This is a genomic window from uncultured Maribacter sp. (assembly GCF_947500985.1).
In the GTDB taxonomy this organism is placed as follows: domain Bacteria; phylum Bacteroidota; class Bacteroidia; order Flavobacteriales; family Flavobacteriaceae; genus Maribacter.
This window is the reverse complement of the sequence record NZ_CANMTX010000002.1, coordinates 294,523-313,583: the sequence shown is the minus strand read 5'-3', so window position 1 is coordinate 313,583 and position 19,061 is coordinate 294,523. Positions and strand designations below refer to the sequence as shown.

Here is a 19,061-nt window from a genome sequence, read left to right as displayed (position 1 = left end):
TCGATATTTAACTTATGAAAACTAAAAAGTAAAACCCAAATTTTACGATAATTACTTAACCGAAAAAAGCCCTCTATATAGAGGGCTTTTTTATTATATGTTATTTTCTAAAATACTATCTAAGACTACAAAGAGTAGTTAAGACCAAATAAGAAATACGTCTGTAACTTGTTATCAACTGTATCAAACGTTTCAGTAGGAGTATCAGTTAATGCGAAATTTAATGCTTCTTGTTTGTTATCACGTAAACCAAATTCGAAACCTAAACCAATACCATTCCATAATGTGTAACCAAAAGAGTTGATCCAAGTAGTATTAGAAAGATCACCGCTCTCATAGCTTTGAAACATAGAAAGATTAGATTTAAAATTAATTGCACCAATTTGCTTTGTATAATCAGCAACGATTTTAGCACCTAAAGAAGATTCAAATACAGAATCACCGTTACTAAATACGAAGTTGTAGTTTAATGGGTGAATTACAACAACTAAATCAGCAATAGGAGTCCAAGTAGCACCAACACCTAAATCAAGGTATCCTGGATCATTAAAGTTATCTAGAATTGTAGTTCTGTACTCAGCTAAACCAGAAATAGCCCATTTTTCATTAAGCTTTCTACCGTAAAGAGACGTGATGTTAAATACATCAGTACCATTTTTGAAACTGTCATCATCAGTATCGTCGTTCTTGTCGTCGAATTTTACCCATGCTAAGTTTAAGTTACCAGAGTTTCTCCAAAAGAACTTCTCTTCGTTCAAATTAGCAAAAGCATTTACTGTTACACCAATGCTACCAGAAGATAAATCTGGAGTACCTTGACCGTACCAGTTGTTAAAGCTACTTAAGTTAGCACCAATAGTACCGAATGCACCAATTTTCCAACCTGGTAGTGCATCTATTTCACCTTGAATAGCGTCAGCTCTTCCTTGAATAGCTGCAATAGAATCTTTCGCTGCACCTAATTGACCTTTTAGTTCTTCTTCTGTTTGAGAAAAACCAACAGTTGCAACAAATGCAAGGGCTAGTGTTAATACAATTTTCTTCATAATAATTAATGTTTATAATTTATAGTGGCGCAAAGGTAATAATACTTGAGAACTTCTTTTAGCACGATTATGTTATTTTCTTTTATATAATGGCACAGAAGAGCAAGCTTCACCATACATAATAGACTTTGCAACCGGTTTTAAACGCTCTGCGAGAAACAGATATGCGTTAGCAGGTACAGGTTTTTTACTGCATCCTTTAATAATAATTAGTTGATCTTGATATTCAGAAACATCAATATTGTCAATTATAGACTGATAAATACTGGTTTCTAAATCTACCAAAGTACCTTGAATTGCCTTTTTTGCTATACCACTAAGCTTTACACTTAATAGCAAATATGCCCAACCGGGTACAATAGCATCTGTAGAACATTGCATAGCAACATAAGCACCCTCATATTGAGACCAGTCATGCGCTTCTACAAAACTTCTGAATTCCTTTTCCTTTAGAATAAAACCTTCATATAGCCAGTCTTTAATATCTAAAACTACTCTATTCCCTTTCGGATAGTGATCTTCTAGGTTAAAAGTAATCAGTTTACTCTGGGCAACTTTATTTACGATTTCATCTTGCATACCGGCGTATTTTGAATCGGAATGAAACTTCTGTTTTTAAAGAAGTCCTAATTCTAACTTTGCTTCTTCGCTCATTAAATCTTGTGTCCAAGGAGGATCAAAAGTAATTTCAACCTCAGCATCTTTAATAGCGTCTAATGATTTTACTTTTTCCTCTACTTCTGCCGGCAAGCTTTCTGCAACCGGACAGTTTGGAGATGTAAGTGTCATTAAAATCTTAACTTCATTATCTTCATTTACCAAAACATCATAGATTAATCCAAGTTCATAGATATCTACAGGAATTTCTGGATCGTATATGCTCTTTAAAATCTTAACGATTTTCTCTCCTAACTCTGCGCTGTCTTCAGCTATATTTTCATCACTCATAATCTTCTAGTCTTCAATTTGTGTTTGATACGCTACTGCGTATAACTTTAATTGTTTGATCATACTTACCAAACCGTTTGCCCTTGTAGGCGATAAATGCTCTTTTAACCCAATTTCATCAATAAACTGCGTATCGGCATCCAAAATATCCTGCGGTTTTTGGTTGCTAAATGCACGTATTAGAATGGCAATAATTCCCTTGGTAATAATAGCATCACTATCTGCAGTGAAGACCAATTTATTATCTTCTAATTCGGCATGTACCCAAACCTTACTTTGACAACCTTTAATAATGTTATCGTCAGTCTTAAACTCTTCGTTAATTAATGGAAGTGACTTGCCAAGATCGATCATGTACTCATAGCGCTGCATCCAATCATCGAACATAGAAAATTCATCTATAATCTCTTCCTGTATCTCTTTAATTTCCATTGCTTTATTTTATGCAAAAATACGATAACAATTGAAGGATTTCAAACCTTAACATTACCTGTTAAACTTTGTATTACAACAACATACTTTTAGCTCTCAAAACACCTGCGACAAGTACATCTACTTCTTCTTTGGTATTATAGAAAGCAAAACTAGCACGTACCGTTCCAGGAATTTTAAAGAAATCCATTATAGGTTGTGCACAATGATGTCCTGTACGCACTGCAATCCCTAATTTATCTAAAATACTACCCATATCATACGGGTGAATACCTTCTATATTAAATGAAATAACAGAAGTCTTATTTTTAGCCGTACCGTAAATTTTGAGTCCGTCTATCTTCAGTAATTCTTGCGTAGCATATTCTAGCAATTCGTGCTCATACTTTGCAATTTCATCAAAGCCAATAGCATTCATATAATCTAATGCAGCACCAAAAGCGATACCACCACAGATATTAGGTGTACCAGCTTCGAATTTATGAGGTAAATCGGCATAGGTCGTTTTTTCGAAAGTAACCTCTGCTATCATTTCGCCACCACCTTGATACGGTGGTAATTTATTTAGCCACTCTTCTTTGCCATATAACATACCTTCACCTGTTGGACCACAAATTTTATGTGCAGAACAAGTATAAAAATCAACATTTAAAGCTTGAACATCTGCTATTAAATGAGGAGCAGCCTGTGCACCATCAATTAATACGGCAGCACCTACTTTATGAGCCTTTTCAATAATTTCTTCTATTGGATTAATAGTACCTAAGGCATTCGAAATATGGTTGCAAAAAACCAATTTCGTTTTGTCGTTTAGAAGTTCCTCATAAACATCCATTCGTAATTCCCCTTCTAGATTCATAGGAATTACTTTTAAAATAGCACCCGTACGTTCGCATAACATTTGCCACGGCACAATATTAGAATGATGCTCCATAGCAGAAACGATAACCTCATCTCCTTTATTGATTAAAGAAGCGAATCCGTTTGCAACAAGGTTGATACTGTGGGTAGTTCCCGATGTGAATATGATTTCATAAGATTTAGCAGCATTAAAATGCTTCTGGATCTTAATTCTAGCTTGTTCATATTTATCGGTTGCTTCTTGCGAAAGTGTATGCACCCCACGGTGAATATTGGCATTGTAGTTCTGGTAATAATCTACTATTACATCTATAACCTGCTGCGGAGTTTGCGAAGTAGCGGCATTGTCTAAATAGACTAATGGTTTACCGTTCACCTCACGCTTAAGAATTGGAAAATCTTCTCTTATTTTTTTAATATCTAACATAGTCAATCTTCTTATATACAAAGATACCCGATAATGAAAACATATCGGGTATGAAGGGTATTGTAATATGTTATTTTAGAATCTAAATCCTACTCCTATTTTTAGGCGATCTATATTTTCTCTAAAATCAATGTTTATTCTTTCATCATCAAATACAACCTCATCTTTAACTTGAAGTAATATCATATCATACTTTAATTGTAAAAAGAATCTTTTTGATATATCATAGGAGATTCCGACATCAAAATTGAATCCTCCATCAGCCCCACTGCGATCTGAAAAATCTGTACCTGAAATTGATCCACTAAAATTATTACTCACAACAGAATAACCAACACCGACCATAGGATGCCATTTTGGTGCAAATGGCACACTAAACTCCGCAAACACCTTCGGTTGAAAAAGATATGTTTTAGACTTGAACGTATCTTCATTATTCTTACCTGCTTTGTCATATACAAAACCACCATTAAGGTCTAAACCCAAACGAACTAAGTCTGTTCTAAAAAAGCGGTATTTTATACCTAAATCAATTGCTCCATCATTATTAGAGAATGCACCATCATCTAATGTGAATGGGTAATTAGCCTCAACACTCCATTTCTGGTCCTGAGCATGTAAAATAATAGAAGTAAATACTAAAACCGAGACAAGTAAAAGTCGTTTCATAAATTTCAAGTTAATTATTTATAAGACGAAAATAACTTATTAGTAATGTAAGAAAATACAACGGCTCGTTAAGAATAACCTAACGAACCGTTAATTTTAATTGAATAAAATAATGAATATCTTATAAATCAAACCCAAGGTTTACCCCTAGTTTTTCTGCAATCAATTTATTTATTCTAGCTTTTAGTTCAGGAATACGAACCGTAGATAATACATTATTAGCAAATGCATACATCAATAATGCTCTTGCTTCTTTCTTTGGTATACCTCTTGACTGTAAATAGAATAAAGCATCTTCATCTAACTGACCAATAGTACAACCGTGTGAACATTTTACATCATCGGCAAAAATCTCTAACTGAGGTTTCGAATTAATGCTTGCTTTATCACTAATGAGAATATTATTATTCTTTTGGAAAGCATTTGTCTTCTGAGCAATTTTATCTACGATAATTTTACCATTAAAAACACCAGTAGAGCTATCGCCATAAATACCCTTATAATCTTGATGACTTTCACAATTAGGTTGCATATGATGCACTAATGTGTAATGATCCACATGCTGTTTTTCCCCTAGAATAGTAACACCATTCATGGTAGAATCTATATACTCACCGTTTTGATAAAAGTTAAGGTTGTTACGCGTTAATTTACCCCCAAAAGAGAAAGTATGAACGTTAACAACACTTTTGTCTTTTTGGTCAACATACGTATTATCGATTAATGAAGCCGTAGCCGCATCGTTCTGAATTTTATAAAAATCAACAATAGCACTTTTTGCAGCGAATATTTCAGTTACTGCATTAGTAAGTGTGTCGTTTGATGTTAAACTCTGGTGACGCTCAATAATTTGAACCTCAGCATTTTCTTCTACTACAATTAAATTTCTTGGTTGTAATAAAAGAGAGGCCTCGTTACCCGTAGAGAAATGTAAAATCTCAATTGGTTTTTTAGGCATTTTATTTTTTGGGATATAGATGTAAGCCCCTTCTCTACTAAACGCAGTGTTCAAAGTAGTTAACGACTCATCTTTAGATGCAATTTTATTAAAATATACATCAATAACCTGCTTGTACATTGGCTTTGTAAGCGCTGCACTCATTAAGCAGATATCTACCCCATCATGCGTAGTTTCTGAAAGGTAAGAACTGTAAATTCCATCTACGAAAACAATCTTATAGGTATCTATCTCGTGAATGAAATAAGGTTTTACGTCCTTATATTCCAACGCATTCTGTTCTTTTGGAAAGATGCTGAAATCTATTTTTTGTAAACTATTTAATGAAGTATATTTCCAAGCTTCTTCCTTTTTAGAAGGAAATCCTTTTTCCTCAAAGTTTTTTATGGCTGCCATACGAACGTCGTGTACCGGATGTTCAACATCCACGTTGTTCTCAAACGCCATAAAAGAGGAAATCAATTTATCTTTTAAATCCATATTTTTTCAGTTGCCAGTTTACAGTAGCAGTTGGCAGTTCGCAATCTCTGATTACTACCAATGAATACTGTATACTTAATTACACCGCCGTTTCTTGCTTTAACCAGTCGTATCCTTTTTCTTCAAGCTCTAGAGCAAGTTCTTTACCACCAGATTTTACAATTTTACCATTATGTAAAACGTGAACAAAATCAGGTACGATATACTCCAATAAACGTTGGTAGTGCGTAATTAAGATAACTGCGTTATCCTTACTCTTTAGTTTGTTAACTCCGCTAGCAACAATACGTAAAGCATCGATATCCAATCCAGAATCAGTTTCATCTAAAATTGCAACCTTTGGCTCTAACATTGCCATTTGAAAAATCTCGTTTCTCTTTTTCTCACCACCAGAAAAACCTTCGTTCAATGATCTAGATAAGAACTTACGGTCAATTTCTAATAACTCAGATTTTTCACGAATCAGCTTCAACATATCCTTGGCAGGCATATCTTCAAGACCCTTAGCCTTACGAGATTCGTTAATAGCAGTTTTCATAAAGTTAGTTACAGAAACACCCGGGATCTCAACTGGATATTGAAAAGAAAGAAAAACACCCTTGTGTGCTCTTTCTTCTGGAGAAACTTCTTCTAAATCTTCACCACTTAACTCAATAGAACCTTGAGTAACCTCAAAACGCTCGTTTCCGGCAATTACAGAAGCTAATGTACTTTTACCAGAACCGTTAGGTCCCATTATAGCATGTACTTCACCTGCTTTAACCTCTAGGTTTATTCCTCTTAATATCTCCTTATCGTCTACGCTAGCATGTAGATCTTTAATTTTCAACATAATGTGTTACTTTAAATATTGTGGCGCCAATGGCGTTTTACTAAAATCTTAATTACTTTTTATCCTACAGAACCTTCTAAACTAATTTCCAATAATTTTTGAGCCTCAACAGCAAATTCCATTGGTAATTTATTTAATACTTCTTTACTAAAACCATTTACAATTAATGCAATTGCTTTCTCGGTATCGATACCTCTTTGGTTACAATAGAAAATTTGGTCTTCACCAATTTTACTAGTTGTAGCCTCATGTTCTATCATTGCCGTTTTATTCTTTGCTTCAATATACGGGAAGGTATGTGCACCACACTCGTTACCCATTAATAAAGAATCGCATTGAGAGAAGTTACGCGCTCCATCGGCACGGCTATTAATCTGTACCAAACCTCTATAACTGTTTTGTGATTTACCTGCAGAAATACCTTTAGATATAATAGTACTCTTGGTATTTTTACCAAGGTGAATCATTTTTGTACCTGTATCTGCCTGTTGGTAATTGTTAGTTACAGCAATAGAATAAAATTCACCGATAGAATTATCTCCTTTCAAAATACAAGAAGGATATTTCCATGTTACTGCCGAACCTGTTTCAACTTGAGTCCAAGAAACTTTAGCGTTTTTCTCGCAAATAGCTCTTTTCGTAACAAAGTTAAAAACACCACCTTTACCCTCACTATTACCAGGAAACCAGTTTTGAACGGTTGAATATTTTATCTCGGCACCATCTAGAGCAATTAGCTCTACTACGGCTGCATGTAATTGATTTTCATCTCTTGATGGAGCTGTACAACCTTCAAGATAACTTACATAACTATCTTCATCTGCAATTAGCAACGTACGCTCAAATTGACCTGTACCTGCTTGATTAATTCTAAAATACGTAGAAAGCTCCATTGGGCATCTTACCCCTTTTGGAATGTAACAGAAAGAACCATCTGTAAATACAGCAGAATTTAAAGCTGCATAAAAATTATCTTTTTGTGGCACTACAGAACCAATGTACTTTTTCACTAACTCTGGGTGCTCTTTTATAGCCTCTGAAATAGGCATAAAAATAATTCCCTTTTCTGCAAGTGTCTTTTTAAAAGTCGTTGCTACAGAAACAGAATCAACAACAATATCAACAGCTACATTTTGTAATTTCTTTTGCTCATCAACAGAAATACCAAGCTTACGATACATTTCTAACAAATCTGGATCTACATCATCTAACGTCTTGTTAGGGTCAGCAGATTTAGGCGCAGAATAATAACTGATTTTTTGAAAATCTGGTTTTTCATAATGCACATTTGCCCATGTAGGCTCTTCCATACTTTCCCAAATACGAAAAGCTTCTAAACGCCATTGGGTCATCCATTCTGGTTCTTCCTTTTTCTTTGAAATTGCAATAACAATTTCTTCGTTTAAACCAACAGGAAATGTATCAGATTCAATATCTGTGTAGAAACCATACTCATACTCTTTGGTTTCTAATTCTTTCTTTAATTCTTCTTCTGTATATGCCATATATTCTATGTAATAAGTAAAAAGAAAATGAGTTAAAACTTACTCACCTATCATTTTACATATTCAAAACTTATTTTTTACAATGAAAAACTCTCGCCACAACCACAAGTTCTTTGAGCGTTAGGATTGTTAAAAACAAAACCTTTACCGTTTAATCCACCAGAGTATTCCAACACCGTTCCTACTAAATATAAAAAGCTTTTTTTATCTACGATAATACGTACGTTATTGTCTTCGAATACTTTATCAGCATCGTCTTTCTTATCATCGAAGTTTAACTCATATGACAAGCCACTGCATCCGCCGCTCTTTACACCTACACGTACATAATCCGTCGTAGCATCAAAACCCTCTTCTGTCATTAGGTTGATTACTTTCTGTTTAGCCGTTTCTGATACTTGAATCATAATTAACTAGATTTAATCTAAATAGTTTACAAATATACGTTATAAGTAGGTTTTTTCCATAGAACCTAACATTATTATAAAGTATAAGTTCATAGAGAAATACTATCAAGAAAATGTAAAGCAGTTATTTAAATATATGATCGATTAAATACAAGTTTATTTTACAAGTTTTACTCCTAAAATTTACCTATATCATCTTTAAAGATCTATTATAGCTGCGACTGCCTATGGCTGTAAATACGGTAAAATTTAAGCAACCTTTCATCAATTTTCACCCTAGGCAATCGAGTTCTAATTCGCACTTTCAAAATCTTTTTAAATCAATTTGAAGTTCGTAATAAAGCAAAGTGAATATTAAATACTAATCACAACTAAATCGTAATTAATTTATAGTCAACGGTTAAAACAGCAAATTGCTATTAGAAAAACTTTATAAAACCTAATATTCACCTGCAATTTGCTAGAATTCAAGTATCTTCAATACGAAATCAAACAACAACAACTTATGTCAAACAACAAATCAAACGACAAAAACAACACTCGCCGCAAATTCATGAAAAATACCGGTATGGCAGCAGCCGGTTTTATGATTGTACCAAGACACGTTCTTGGGGGAACAGGTTATATTGCACCTAGCGATAAACTAAACATTGCTGGTATAGGAGTAGGCGGAAAAGGTCAAAGCGACATTGCTTCTTTTGCCGAAAGTCCGAATGTAAATATCGTATCACTTGCCGATGTAGATAACAGACAAGCAATTGCATCTAGAGAGGCATTCCCAAAAGCAAGTTATTTCAATGACTTTAGGGAAATGCTAGATAAAGAAGGAAAAAATATTGATGCCGTATCTGTATCTACACCAGATCACAACCATGCCGTAGCAGCTTACCAAGCAATGTCAATGGGAAAACATGTATATGTTCAAAAACCGTTGACGCATGATATTTGGGAAGCAAGAATGCTGACCGAAGCAGCGAAAAAATTCAAAGTAGTTACACAAATGGGCAACCAAGGTGGTTCTGGCGATGGTGTACGTACCATGAAAGAAATTTACGATACGGGAATTATTGGTGAGGTACACACCGTAAAATGTTGGACAAATAGAGCCATTTGGCCGCAAGCATTACAAACACCGACTAAAAAAGACAAGGTCCCAAAAGGATTGAATTGGGATCTTTGGTTAGGTACTGCAGCAATGCGAGATTACAATAATGCTTACCTACCTTTTGATTGGAGAGGTTGGTCAGATTTTGGAACAGGAGCTTTAGGTGACATGGCTTGCCATATTATGGATCCTGTCTATAGAATACTACCTATCTTATATCCTGATACTGTAGAATGCAGTGTTTCTGATTCTTTCAGCGGTAATTTTCAGTACAAAGACTACCCAAAAAGTTTCCCAAACTCTAGTAAAATACACTTAAGCTATCCAAGAACGGATGGTAAAGGAAAAATAAAAGTTACTTGGATGGATGGCGGATTGCTACCTGAAAGACCAGAAGAATTAGGCGATGACGAAGCTTTAGGAAACTGGGATGGTGGTGTACTATTCATTGGTACAAAAGGAAAATTAATGGCAGATTGCTACGGTGCAAACCCAAGGTTATTACCATTAACCCTTAACGAACAATTTGAAGTGGAACAAACTATTGCACGTGTACCAGAAGGTCATTATTTACAATGGGTAAATGCATGTATGGCAGGTTACGGAAATGCAGAAACTAGTTCTTCTTTTGATTATGCTGGTCCGTTTACAGAAAGCATACTAATAGGAAACTTGGCATTGAAATCATATTTTGAAGTAGACCCAACTGTTGAAAATCAAAGTTTCTGGGGTGGCGGAAAACAATACCATGGCAGAAAACGTTTACAATGGGATGCAGCAAATATGAAAGTTACCAACTTCGAACCTGCAAACAAATACGTAAAACGCACCTACAGAGATGGGTATTCGGTAGGATAAGACCAAAACATATTTACAATTTCAATAGTAAATCCGAAGCTTTTCAGCTTCGGATTTTTTTATACCATTCATCTAGTTTTACTTCTTATTTTTGCAACATGCTAGAAGATAAAGAACAAGAAAGAACATCGTTAGAAAAATTAGGTGAATTCGGACTTATAGAACACCTGACCAAAGATTTTAAAATCGAACAAAAATCTACTGTAAAAGGTATTGGTGATGATGCTGCAGTTTTAGATTTTGAAAACAAAAAAACGGTTATCAGTACAGATCTTTTAATAGAAGGGGTACATTTTGACCTTGCCTATATGCCCCTAAAGCATTTAGGTTATAAATCTATTATGGTCAACCTTTCTGATATTTATGCAATGAACGCTACTGCAACTCAAGTAACAGTTTCTATTGCTGTTTCAAATAGGTTTCCGTTAGAAGCCCTTGAAGAATTTTACGCAGGTGTGGCAACGGCATGTAAGGCATATAATGTTGATTTAGTTGGTGGTGACACCACCTCATCTAAAACAGGATTAATGATTAGCGTTACCGCAATTGGTATCGCAAATGAAGAAGATATCGCTTACCGCTCAGGTGCTCAACCAAACAATCTTTTGGTTATTAGCGGAGATTTAGGTGCCGCGTATATGGGGCTTCAAGTATTAGAACGTGAAAACGAAGTTTTTAAAGTAAACCCAAATAGTCAGCCAGATCTTGAGCCGTATTCTTATATTGTTGAAAGACAATTAAAGCCAGAGGCTCGTAAAGACATTCCTGAACTATTGAAAAAATTAGATGTTCACCCAACATCAATGATTGATATTAGTGACGGACTTTCATCTGAGATTCTACATTTAAGTAAAAGTAGTGGATTAGGGATTGACTTGTACGAAGACAAAATTCCTTTAGACCCTACCGTTATTTCAGCTTGCGAAGAGTTTAAAATGGATAGCACTCTTGTTGCTTTAAGTGGCGGAGAGGACTATGAATTATTGTTTACGATAGACCAAAAAGAATTCCCGAAAATTAAAGGCAATCCAAATTTGACCATTATTGGTCATACCACAGGAAAAGACGAAGGTGCATTCTTAATTTCAAGGAGTAATACAAAGATTCCATTAACCGCACAGGGTTGGAATTCTTTTACTTAGAATAGGACGAATTATGCTACCTGTTGCTGTTGTTGTGTAGCGGTAGTATGTCTTCTTTGATAAATATGCTCTAAAGTTCTATTGATGTCTTGTAATTCTGGTGTTAAAGCAGAAAGGTTACCACTTACATTGGTAGTTACTTCTTTTTGACAGTGAATGCATTTGTACTCTTTAATATGAGAAGTCACTTTTTTAGAAATTGAATAGTGATGACCGAAAATGCTGCAGAATATTTTTTTCATGCTGTAGGATTTTATGCAAAAATTTCGATTTGGGTAATCGAGAAAATGCGATTATATTTTAGTTTGAATTTCAAGGAAATTAACATGCGTTTTGTTTCCTTTGGTTAAAGTACAGCATATTAAAGACCTGTACCAGTAATTGTTGTGAGTTTTACCTAACCTGTTGTCAACACCCTTTTTTTTGCTGTTTCAGAAAATGAAAAACCTTGCCCTACCTGTTATTTAATAATCTTTCACTTAATTTGCAACCATGTTTAAAAAGAAGGAAACCCTAGTTACAGCCTTTGCATTATTCTCTCTTTTTTTTGGAGCGGGCAATCTTATTTTACCTCCATTATTAGGCTTCAATTCTGGCGACCAATGGCTCATAGTTACCATAGGTTTCGGCCTATCTGCAGTGGCAATACCCATATTGGGCATTTTGGCCCATGCAAAACTGCAGGGTACATTAATAGATTTTGGTAATAAAGTTTCGCCAACGTTCAGTTTAATCTATGCCTTTTTCATTTATGCTATTGCTATTGCACTGCCTAGCCCTAGAACAGCTTCGGTAACACATGAAATGGCCATTCAGCCCTATTGGGATATCTCATCTTGGTTTACCAGCAGTATTTATTTCGGGTTGGTTTTAGTCTTTGCATTGAACCGTTCTAAAATTTTAAACATATTAGGTAAAATATTAACGCCTGCCATAATTCTAATTCTACTTTTAGTGATTGGAATAACCGTTTTCTCTTTCCCTTTCGAATTTGGAAGCACGGCTATTGCAAGTCCATTCACAAATGGAATACTAGAAGGTTATCAAACATTTGATGCCATTGGCGCGGTAGTAGTAGGTGGGGTAATTATAATCTCTATCAATCTCAAGTATGTAAATGCATCTTATGACGATAAGAAAACACTAATACGTAATGCCGCTTGGTTTGCCGGTTTAGCTTTGTTTTTAATTTATATGGGCTTAATACTTTCTGGAGCACTATCGCATAGCGTATTTGATGCAGAGACCACTAGAACAGAAATATTATCTGGCTTGGCGAAACAAAGTCTAGGTAATATTGGCAATTTGTTTCTGAGTATTCTAGTAGCCCTAGCATGTTTTACCACAGCAGTAGGCATTGTGACAGGTACCGCAGATTTTGTAGCCTCTAGATTTAATAATTTGCAATCGGTATACACAACAACGGCAATTATTGGAAGTGTGCTTGGTGTATTAATGGGTCAGTTTAATGTAGCATATATCATTGCTGTCGCCATACCATCATTAATGTTTATTTATCCAATTACTATAATCCTTATTTTATTGAATGTCGTGCCAGATAAATATGCTTCATCTTTAGTATTTAGGGCGGTAACGATTACCACTATACTTTTTAGTATTCCAGATTTCTTAGGCAGCATAAGCACATTAGCCCCTGCTGCAGATACTTTTTCATGGATTCCGCTTCAACAGTATAGCTTAGGGTGGGTTTTACCTTCTTTCGTTGTCTTTTTGGCAATCAATGTAATAGGTAGCAGAAAACCTCAATAAATTTTGAAATACCTATTATCGATTCTTTCTCTTCTTAGAATAATAGTAAAAAGCATAAGCTATTAGAACTATCACCACAAAAGGCAGATAAGTTCCAATAGCTACACCTATTTCATATGCGTTGCTAGGTGCATTCTGAATCTTCTCTTTAATCTCAGAAGCATCTTGAATCAATACTAACAACCCCATATTCTAAAACTCTATTTCTAAACTAATAGGGCAGTGATCACTACCCATTACCTGGTCATGTATTTTTGCAGACTTCACCTTATCCCAAATAGATTCACTTACCAAAAAGTAATCTAAACGCCATCCTACATTTCGCCCTCGTGCACCACCTCGTGCATTCCAAAAGGTATATTTATCGAACGTAGTTGGGTGTAATTTTCTAAAGCTATCTACTAAGTTTACTTCTTTCAGCATATGCTCAAATCCGTCAATTTCAACTTGTGTAAATCCTGATGTTTTATTATAATTACTCTTCGGGTTTGCCAAATCGTTCTCGGTATGCGCTACATTAAAATCGCCCGTAATAATCAAAGGCTTCGACTTAGAAAGTTCTTTTAGGTAATTGGTAAAATCTTTATCCCATCCGGCACGGTAATCCAATCTTTTTAATCCGCTACCACTATTAGGTATATATACATTGATTAAATGAAAATGTTCAAATTCAGAATGTGTTATCCTTCCTTCTAAATCATGTTCTTCAATACCCATGTCCTTATCGAACTTTACAGGTGCTTGTTTAGATAAAATTCCAGTTCCGGAATATCCTTTTCGTTCTGCACTATTACTAAATAGCACATAATCAGAAATATCTTTTAGTGCTTCTTCAACCTGGTCATCTTGCGCCTTTGTTTCTTGAACGCAGAAAACATCGGCATCAAAATTTTTCACGATATCTTCAAAGCCCTTTTTTACAGAAGCTCTTATTCCATTAACATTCCACGATACTAATTTCATTCTTTGGTCTTATTTGTTCATTAATTCCTCAATCTCATCTGCCTTAATAGGAATATTAGCCATCAAGTTAAAAGGTTCTCCCTTTTCTTGAATGACCACATCATCTTCTAAACGAATACCCATATTCTCAGCAGGAATGTAAATACCTGGCTCTACGGTAAATACCATATTTGCTTTCATGGGCGTTTTCAATGCTCCGTAATCATGCGTATTTAAACCAATATGGTGACTAGTTCCATGCATAAAGTACTTCTTATACATAGGCCATTCAGGATTTTCATTTTGCACATCTGCCTTATCCAATAAACCTAAACCTAAAAGTTCAGAAGTCATTAGTTTACCACATTCTTTATGATATTCTGCCCAAAGCGTACCTGGTACCAACATTTTAGTAGCATCGTCTTTAACGCGTAGGACGGCATTATACACCTCTTTTTGGCGTTTGGTAAATTTTCCGCTTACAGGTATGGTTCTAGTTAAATCGCTAGAATAATTGGAATATTCTGCAGCAACATCCATTAGAACTAAATCGCCATCGTTACAAGATTTATTATTCTCTAAGTAGTGAAGTACATTGGCATTATTACCAGAAGCAATAATTGGCTGATAAGCGAAACCTTTAGATCTATTTCTTACGAATTCATGCAATAGTTCTGCTTCAATCTCATATTCCATCACCCCCGGTTTAACAAAACTAAGCAGCCTACGAAATCCTTTTTCGGTGATATTACAAGCAGTTTGCATAATAGCAATTTCTTCTGGTTCCTTCACCCCTCTAATTTCTTGAAGAATAGGGTTACTCTTAGCAACCTTATGAGCTGGATATTGATGCTTATATTTTTCAATAAATCGGTCTTCACGCGTTTGTGTTTCTACCGCTTGTCTATAATGCTCATTGGTATTGTAATATATAGTCTCTGCTTCGGTCATTAAATCAAAAAATATTTTCTCGAAATCTTGTAACCAACAAACCGTCTCAATACCCGAAACTTCTATAGCCTTCTCTTTTGTTAATTTTTCACCTTCCCAAATAGCAATATGCTCGTTTGTTTCGCGAACGAAAAGAACCTCGCGGTGTTTTTTATTAATAGCATCAGGAAAAAGCACTAAAATAGTTTCTTCCTGATCAGCTCCAGATAGGTAAAAAATATCTCTATGCTGCTCAAAAGGCAAAACGCTATCAGCACCAATAGGGTAGATATCGTTAGAGTTAAAAATAGCTATGCTTTTAGGCTGCATGCGGTCCATAAACTTCTTGCGATTCTTTATAAACAGGGAGTTAGGTATTTGATCGTATTTCATGAATTCTTATTTTGTTATAAAATTAAGCATTATGTGTTGTTTCCTTAAAAAATAGGGCATGGAATTACAAGATTAACATAAACCACTTCTCTACTAATTCAATACAATTTAACTAACTTGTATACCTAAACCAAACTCAAACAAATCATGAAAAAAATCGCTTACCTATTAATAGGTGCTTTGTGCCTACAGGCTTGTTCAGAAACTAAAAAAGAGGAAACGCAATCTGAATTATTTACACGAATTGATACCGAAATTAAAGCAAATTCAAAAGGTTACAGCACATTAAAAGAAGCAACAGAAACTATTGGTCATAGACTAACGGGATCTACAAACGGAGCAAAAGCAGAAGAATATACCTATAATAAATTCAAGGAATATGGTTTCGAAGATGTTGAGTACCAAACTTTCGAAGTAGAAGCTTGGGCAAGAGGCGATGTTTCTTTACAAATTAACGATGAAGACATTAAAGTAGTGACTTTAGGTCACGCACCTGTAGAAGCACACGTTACCGGCGAAATTGTAGATATGGGTAATGGCCTAGATGCAGATTACGCAGCTAACCCAGATGCAGTAAAAGGAAAAATTTCATTGGTATACATTAATATTCTTCCAGAAAGTGAAGAGGGACTTACCAATTTACACAGAAGTGAAAAAACGGCTTTAGCCATCAAATATGGTGCTATTGGTATTATTATAATTAACCAAGTTGATAATGGTGTTTTATTGACGGGTACTGCTTCTGTAACAGGAGAGTTGATACCGATCCCTGCTGTGTGTATTGGCAAAGAAGATGGTATGGCTTTGAAAGAAACCTTGAAAACTAAAAAAGCAACTGCCAAAATTGATATGACCAATACAAGTGACGTCATCAAAGCAAGAAACGTAGTCGCAACATTACCTGGGACAGAAATTCCGCAAGAAGAGATTGTACTTGGAGGTCATTTAGATTCTTGGGATCTAGCTACAGGGGCTATTGATAATGGTATTGGTTCTTTTGCAGTTCTAGACATTGCACGAGCATTTAAAGCAAATAACCTGCACCCAAAGCGTACCGTAAAATTCGTGATGTTCATGGGTGAAGAGCAAGGACTACTTGGTTCTAAATATTTAGTGGAGCAAGCTATTGAAAATAACACTATAGAGAACATCAAGTACATGATGAACTTAGATATGTCTGGTAACCCAATAGGTATGAATGCTGGCGGAAAATTAGATGACAAAAAATTCTTTACAGATTTAGGTGCTGCTATTCAACAACAAGATACCATCTACCAAAATACGTTTTCTAACAAATCTGGTTTACATAGCGATCACCAACCTTTTATGTTAGAAGGTGTTCCAATTTTATCTGTACACAGCAATTTAGACCGTTCTATTTATGGTTGTTACCATTCTGATTGTGATGACTTTAATCTTGTAAATGAAGACCACATGAAAAACACCGCTCGTTTTGGGACTATGATGTTATATGCCGTAGCAAATGCAGAAACATTACCTGCAACTAAAATGGATAGTGAAACGACTAAAGAATTTATGATCAAGAATAACTTAAAAGAGAAATTGATTATTGGTAACGAGTGGAAATGGGAAGAGTAATTTCAATTAAAAAAATTATCAAAAGGCAGGGTCTTGTACCAGCATTACTCTGCTTTTCTTTTTTAACAGGATGCTCCCAGCATACTGAAGAAAAGTCAATAGACTATTTTGATGTTGTCAGGCCAGAATTTACGGGGCAACTAGCATACGAAACAACAGATTTTATAGAGGATTACTGGCGCGTTGTGGGCAATACAGGTTTTAATAAAGCAATTTATCTCATCGCAGATAGTTTAGAAACTTTTGGTTATGTTTTAGAAGAGAAAGCTAACATTAATGACCGACTAACCTATCGTATTGAAAAGCGAAAGATGGCAAACCATACTTGGGAACCTGTGTCTGCTTCATTACAAATTACAGGCGCACCTGAACCGTTGTTACTTTCAAAAACAAATAGGAATATGACCTATTTAAATTCTGCATCAACACAAAAAAAAGGAGCTAAAGCTGAAGTAGCTTGGGTAAAAACTATTGATGACTTAGAGTCCAATTCTTTAAAAGGTAAAGTCCTTTTTTCTGAAATGAGTGCTCGTAAATTATATAAAACAGCGGTTGACAAAGGTGCCATTGGTATTCTTACATATGACAATCCGGCCTATTTACAACCAGAGAAAAATACGACTTCAATTCAATTTAGAAGTCTTCCTTCTCAAGATGATGCTGATTTCTGGGGCATTGCTTTATCCTTCGAAGCAAAAGAGAAATTAGTAGCACAGCTTCAAAAAGGAAAAACAGAAGTTCTAGTGAATATTCAGACCAAAAGATATCCATCCGAAGAACTAACTATTGTTGCCAATATTAGAGGTAATGATTTACCAAATGAGCGTTTGGTATATAGTGCACATATTCAAGAACCAGGTGCAAATGACAATGCAACCGGTGTTGGCGCTCAATTAGAAATGGCTAAAACGGCCGCAAAACTATTTGCTGAAAACAAAATAGAATTCAAAAGAACCATGACTTTTTTATGGGGCGATGAAATTGTTTCTACCAACCGGTATATTCAAGAAAATCCAGAACGAGCCAAAGACATTAAGTGGGGAATTAGTTTAGACATGGTGGGTGAAAACACAGCAATAACAGGCGGAACATTTTTAATTGAAAAAATGCCAGACCCAAGTGCTATTTGGACTCGCGGAAAAGATAAACATAGCGAATGGGGCGGTGAGGTTTTGAAATTAGAAGATATGAAACCGCATTACCTGAATGATTTTATAATTTCTACGTTCAAAGAACAAGGCAAATATGCTAATTGGGTAGTCGAAACGAACCCTTTCGAAGGCGGAAGTGATCACACTCCGTTTTTAAAAGCAAATATTCCCGGTCTGTTATTGTGGCACTTTACAGACCAATTTTACCATACCGATAATGATCGCATTGACAAGGTATCTCAAGAAACCTTGAAAAATGTGGGCACGGCTGCGTTGGTTAGTGGGTTGCAATTAGTGAATGCATCAGATGTATTTGTCCATGCACAGATTGAAAATCTAAAAGAACAGGCTATTGTTCGACTAGAAGATGAATCAAAATTAAGTGTATTAGCACTTAAAAATGGAAGCTCCATTAAAGAAGAAAAACTAATTATTTCTTCTTGGGAAGATTGGTATGTTAAATCTCTTAGTTCTATAAACGACATTAACACCAATAAAGATTCTGAAGTTAAAACAGCCATTTCAAATGCCCAAAATGAAATACAGCAAAAATCGAGTGAATTGAAAGAAACGCTTAAATAAAAACCTATTTGGCATCATAGTACA

At 35.2% G+C, this 19,061-nt stretch carries 19 protein-coding genes; 5 read left to right on the top strand and 14 right to left on the bottom strand.

Annotated features, from left to right (window positions below):
• Positions 1 to 125: 125 nt before the first annotated feature.
• From Q0871_RS04940 to Q0871_RS04895, 10 genes are all read right to left on the bottom strand, one after another.
• Positions 126 to 1,046, bottom strand: coding sequence for a DUF3078 domain-containing protein (locus Q0871_RS04940; protein WP_299318751.1), 921 nt, complete (start codon positions 1,044 to 1,046; stop codon positions 126 to 128).
• Positions 1,047 to 1,118: 72 nt separating this feature from the next.
• Positions 1,119 to 1,625 carry a DUF2480 family protein gene (locus Q0871_RS04935; protein ID WP_299318747.1) on the bottom strand — a complete coding sequence of 169 codons (507 nt, stop codon included), beginning with the start codon at positions 1,623 to 1,625 and terminating at the stop codon, positions 1,119 to 1,121.
• 36 nt (positions 1,626 to 1,661) lie between these two features.
• Positions 1,662 to 1,994 (bottom strand): SUF system Fe-S cluster assembly protein, encoded by a 333-nt coding sequence (locus tag Q0871_RS04930; protein ID WP_299318744.1) that lies wholly within the window; start codon positions 1,992 to 1,994, stop codon positions 1,662 to 1,664.
• A 6-nt stretch (positions 1,995 to 2,000) separates the two neighbouring features.
• Positions 2,001 to 2,426, bottom strand: a complete 426-nt coding sequence (locus tag Q0871_RS04925) for a SufE family protein (RefSeq protein ID WP_299318741.1) — start codon at positions 2,424 to 2,426, stop codon at positions 2,001 to 2,003.
• A 73-nt stretch (positions 2,427 to 2,499) separates the two neighbouring features.
• Positions 2,500 to 3,714, bottom strand: a complete 1,215-nt coding sequence (locus tag Q0871_RS04920) for an aminotransferase class V-fold PLP-dependent enzyme (protein ID WP_299318737.1) — start codon at positions 3,712 to 3,714, stop codon at positions 2,500 to 2,502.
• A gap of 75 nt (positions 3,715 to 3,789) precedes the next feature.
• Positions 3,790 to 4,383, bottom strand: a complete 594-nt coding sequence (locus tag Q0871_RS04915) for an outer membrane beta-barrel protein (RefSeq protein ID WP_299318734.1) — start codon at positions 4,381 to 4,383, stop codon at positions 3,790 to 3,792.
• Between the two features lie 121 nt (positions 4,384 to 4,504).
• Positions 4,505 to 5,821 carry a Fe-S cluster assembly protein SufD gene (gene sufD, locus Q0871_RS04910; protein ID WP_299318731.1) on the bottom strand — a complete coding sequence of 439 codons (1,317 nt, stop codon included), beginning with the start codon at positions 5,819 to 5,821 and terminating at the stop codon, positions 4,505 to 4,507.
• 79 nt (positions 5,822 to 5,900) lie between these two features.
• Positions 5,901 to 6,653, bottom strand: coding sequence for a Fe-S cluster assembly ATPase SufC (gene sufC, locus Q0871_RS04905; RefSeq protein WP_133685917.1), 753 nt, complete (start codon positions 6,651 to 6,653; stop codon positions 5,901 to 5,903).
• A 59-nt stretch (positions 6,654 to 6,712) separates the two neighbouring features.
• The gene (gene sufB / locus Q0871_RS04900; protein WP_299318722.1) at positions 6,713 to 8,158 is read right to left on the bottom strand and encodes a Fe-S cluster assembly protein SufB; all 1,446 of its coding nucleotides are present in this window, start codon (positions 8,156 to 8,158) and stop codon (positions 6,713 to 6,715) included.
• Positions 8,159 to 8,235: 77 nt separating this feature from the next.
• Positions 8,236 to 8,565, bottom strand: coding sequence for an iron-sulfur cluster assembly accessory protein (locus tag Q0871_RS04895; protein WP_073241609.1), 330 nt, complete (start codon positions 8,563 to 8,565; stop codon positions 8,236 to 8,238).
• 505 nt (positions 8,566 to 9,070) lie between these two features.
• On the opposite strand from Q0871_RS04895, the gene Q0871_RS04890 reads away from it, so the two are divergent.
• Positions 9,071 to 10,528, top strand: coding sequence for a Gfo/Idh/MocA family oxidoreductase (locus Q0871_RS04890; protein ID WP_299318718.1), 1,458 nt, complete (start codon positions 9,071 to 9,073; stop codon positions 10,526 to 10,528).
• Positions 10,529 to 10,626: 98 nt separating this feature from the next.
• Positions 10,627 to 11,670, top strand: coding sequence for a thiamine-phosphate kinase (gene thiL, locus Q0871_RS04885; RefSeq protein WP_299318715.1), 1,044 nt, complete (start codon positions 10,627 to 10,629; stop codon positions 11,668 to 11,670).
• An 11-nt stretch (positions 11,671 to 11,681) separates the two neighbouring features.
• On the opposite strand, the gene Q0871_RS04880 is transcribed toward thiL, so the two are convergent.
• Positions 11,682 to 11,912, bottom strand: coding sequence for a hypothetical protein (locus tag Q0871_RS04880; protein WP_299318712.1), 231 nt, complete (start codon positions 11,910 to 11,912; stop codon positions 11,682 to 11,684).
• Positions 11,913 to 12,162: 250 nt separating this feature from the next.
• Here Q0871_RS04880 and brnQ point away from each other — a divergent pair, with 250 nt between their 5' ends.
• Positions 12,163 to 13,440 carry a branched-chain amino acid transport system II carrier protein gene (brnQ, locus tag Q0871_RS04875; protein WP_299318708.1) on the top strand — a complete coding sequence of 426 codons (1,278 nt, stop codon included), beginning with the start codon at positions 12,163 to 12,165 and terminating at the stop codon, positions 13,438 to 13,440.
• 15 nt (positions 13,441 to 13,455) lie between these two features.
• Here brnQ and Q0871_RS04870 read toward each other — a convergent pair whose 3' ends face one another.
• The 3 genes from Q0871_RS04870 to Q0871_RS04860 are packed head-to-tail and all read right to left on the bottom strand — an operon-like array spanning position 13,456 to position 15,705.
• The gene (locus Q0871_RS04870) at positions 13,456 to 13,629 is read right to left on the bottom strand and encodes a hypothetical protein (RefSeq protein ID WP_299318704.1); all 174 of its coding nucleotides are present in this window, start codon (positions 13,627 to 13,629) and stop codon (positions 13,456 to 13,458) included.
• A 3-nt stretch (positions 13,630 to 13,632) separates the two neighbouring features.
• Positions 13,633 to 14,403, bottom strand: a complete 771-nt coding sequence (locus Q0871_RS04865; RefSeq protein ID WP_299318700.1) for an exodeoxyribonuclease III — start codon at positions 14,401 to 14,403, stop codon at positions 13,633 to 13,635.
• Positions 14,404 to 14,412: 9 nt separating this feature from the next.
• A complete protein-coding gene (locus Q0871_RS04860) occupies positions 14,413 to 15,705 on the bottom strand; it encodes an aminopeptidase P family protein (protein WP_299318696.1) in 1,293 nt (430 codons plus the stop codon).
• Between the two features lie 147 nt (positions 15,706 to 15,852).
• On the opposite strand from Q0871_RS04860, the gene Q0871_RS04855 reads away from it, so the two are divergent.
• A complete protein-coding gene (locus tag Q0871_RS04855) occupies positions 15,853 to 17,304 on the top strand; it encodes a M20/M25/M40 family metallo-hydrolase (RefSeq protein ID WP_299318692.1) in 1,452 nt (483 codons plus the stop codon).
• A complete protein-coding gene (locus tag Q0871_RS04850) occupies positions 17,292 to 19,037 on the top strand; it encodes a M28 family peptidase (protein ID WP_299318689.1) in 1,746 nt (581 codons plus the stop codon). Before Q0871_RS04855 ends, Q0871_RS04850 begins: the two co-directional genes overlap by 13 nt.
• Positions 19,038 to 19,061 lie beyond the last annotated feature (24 nt).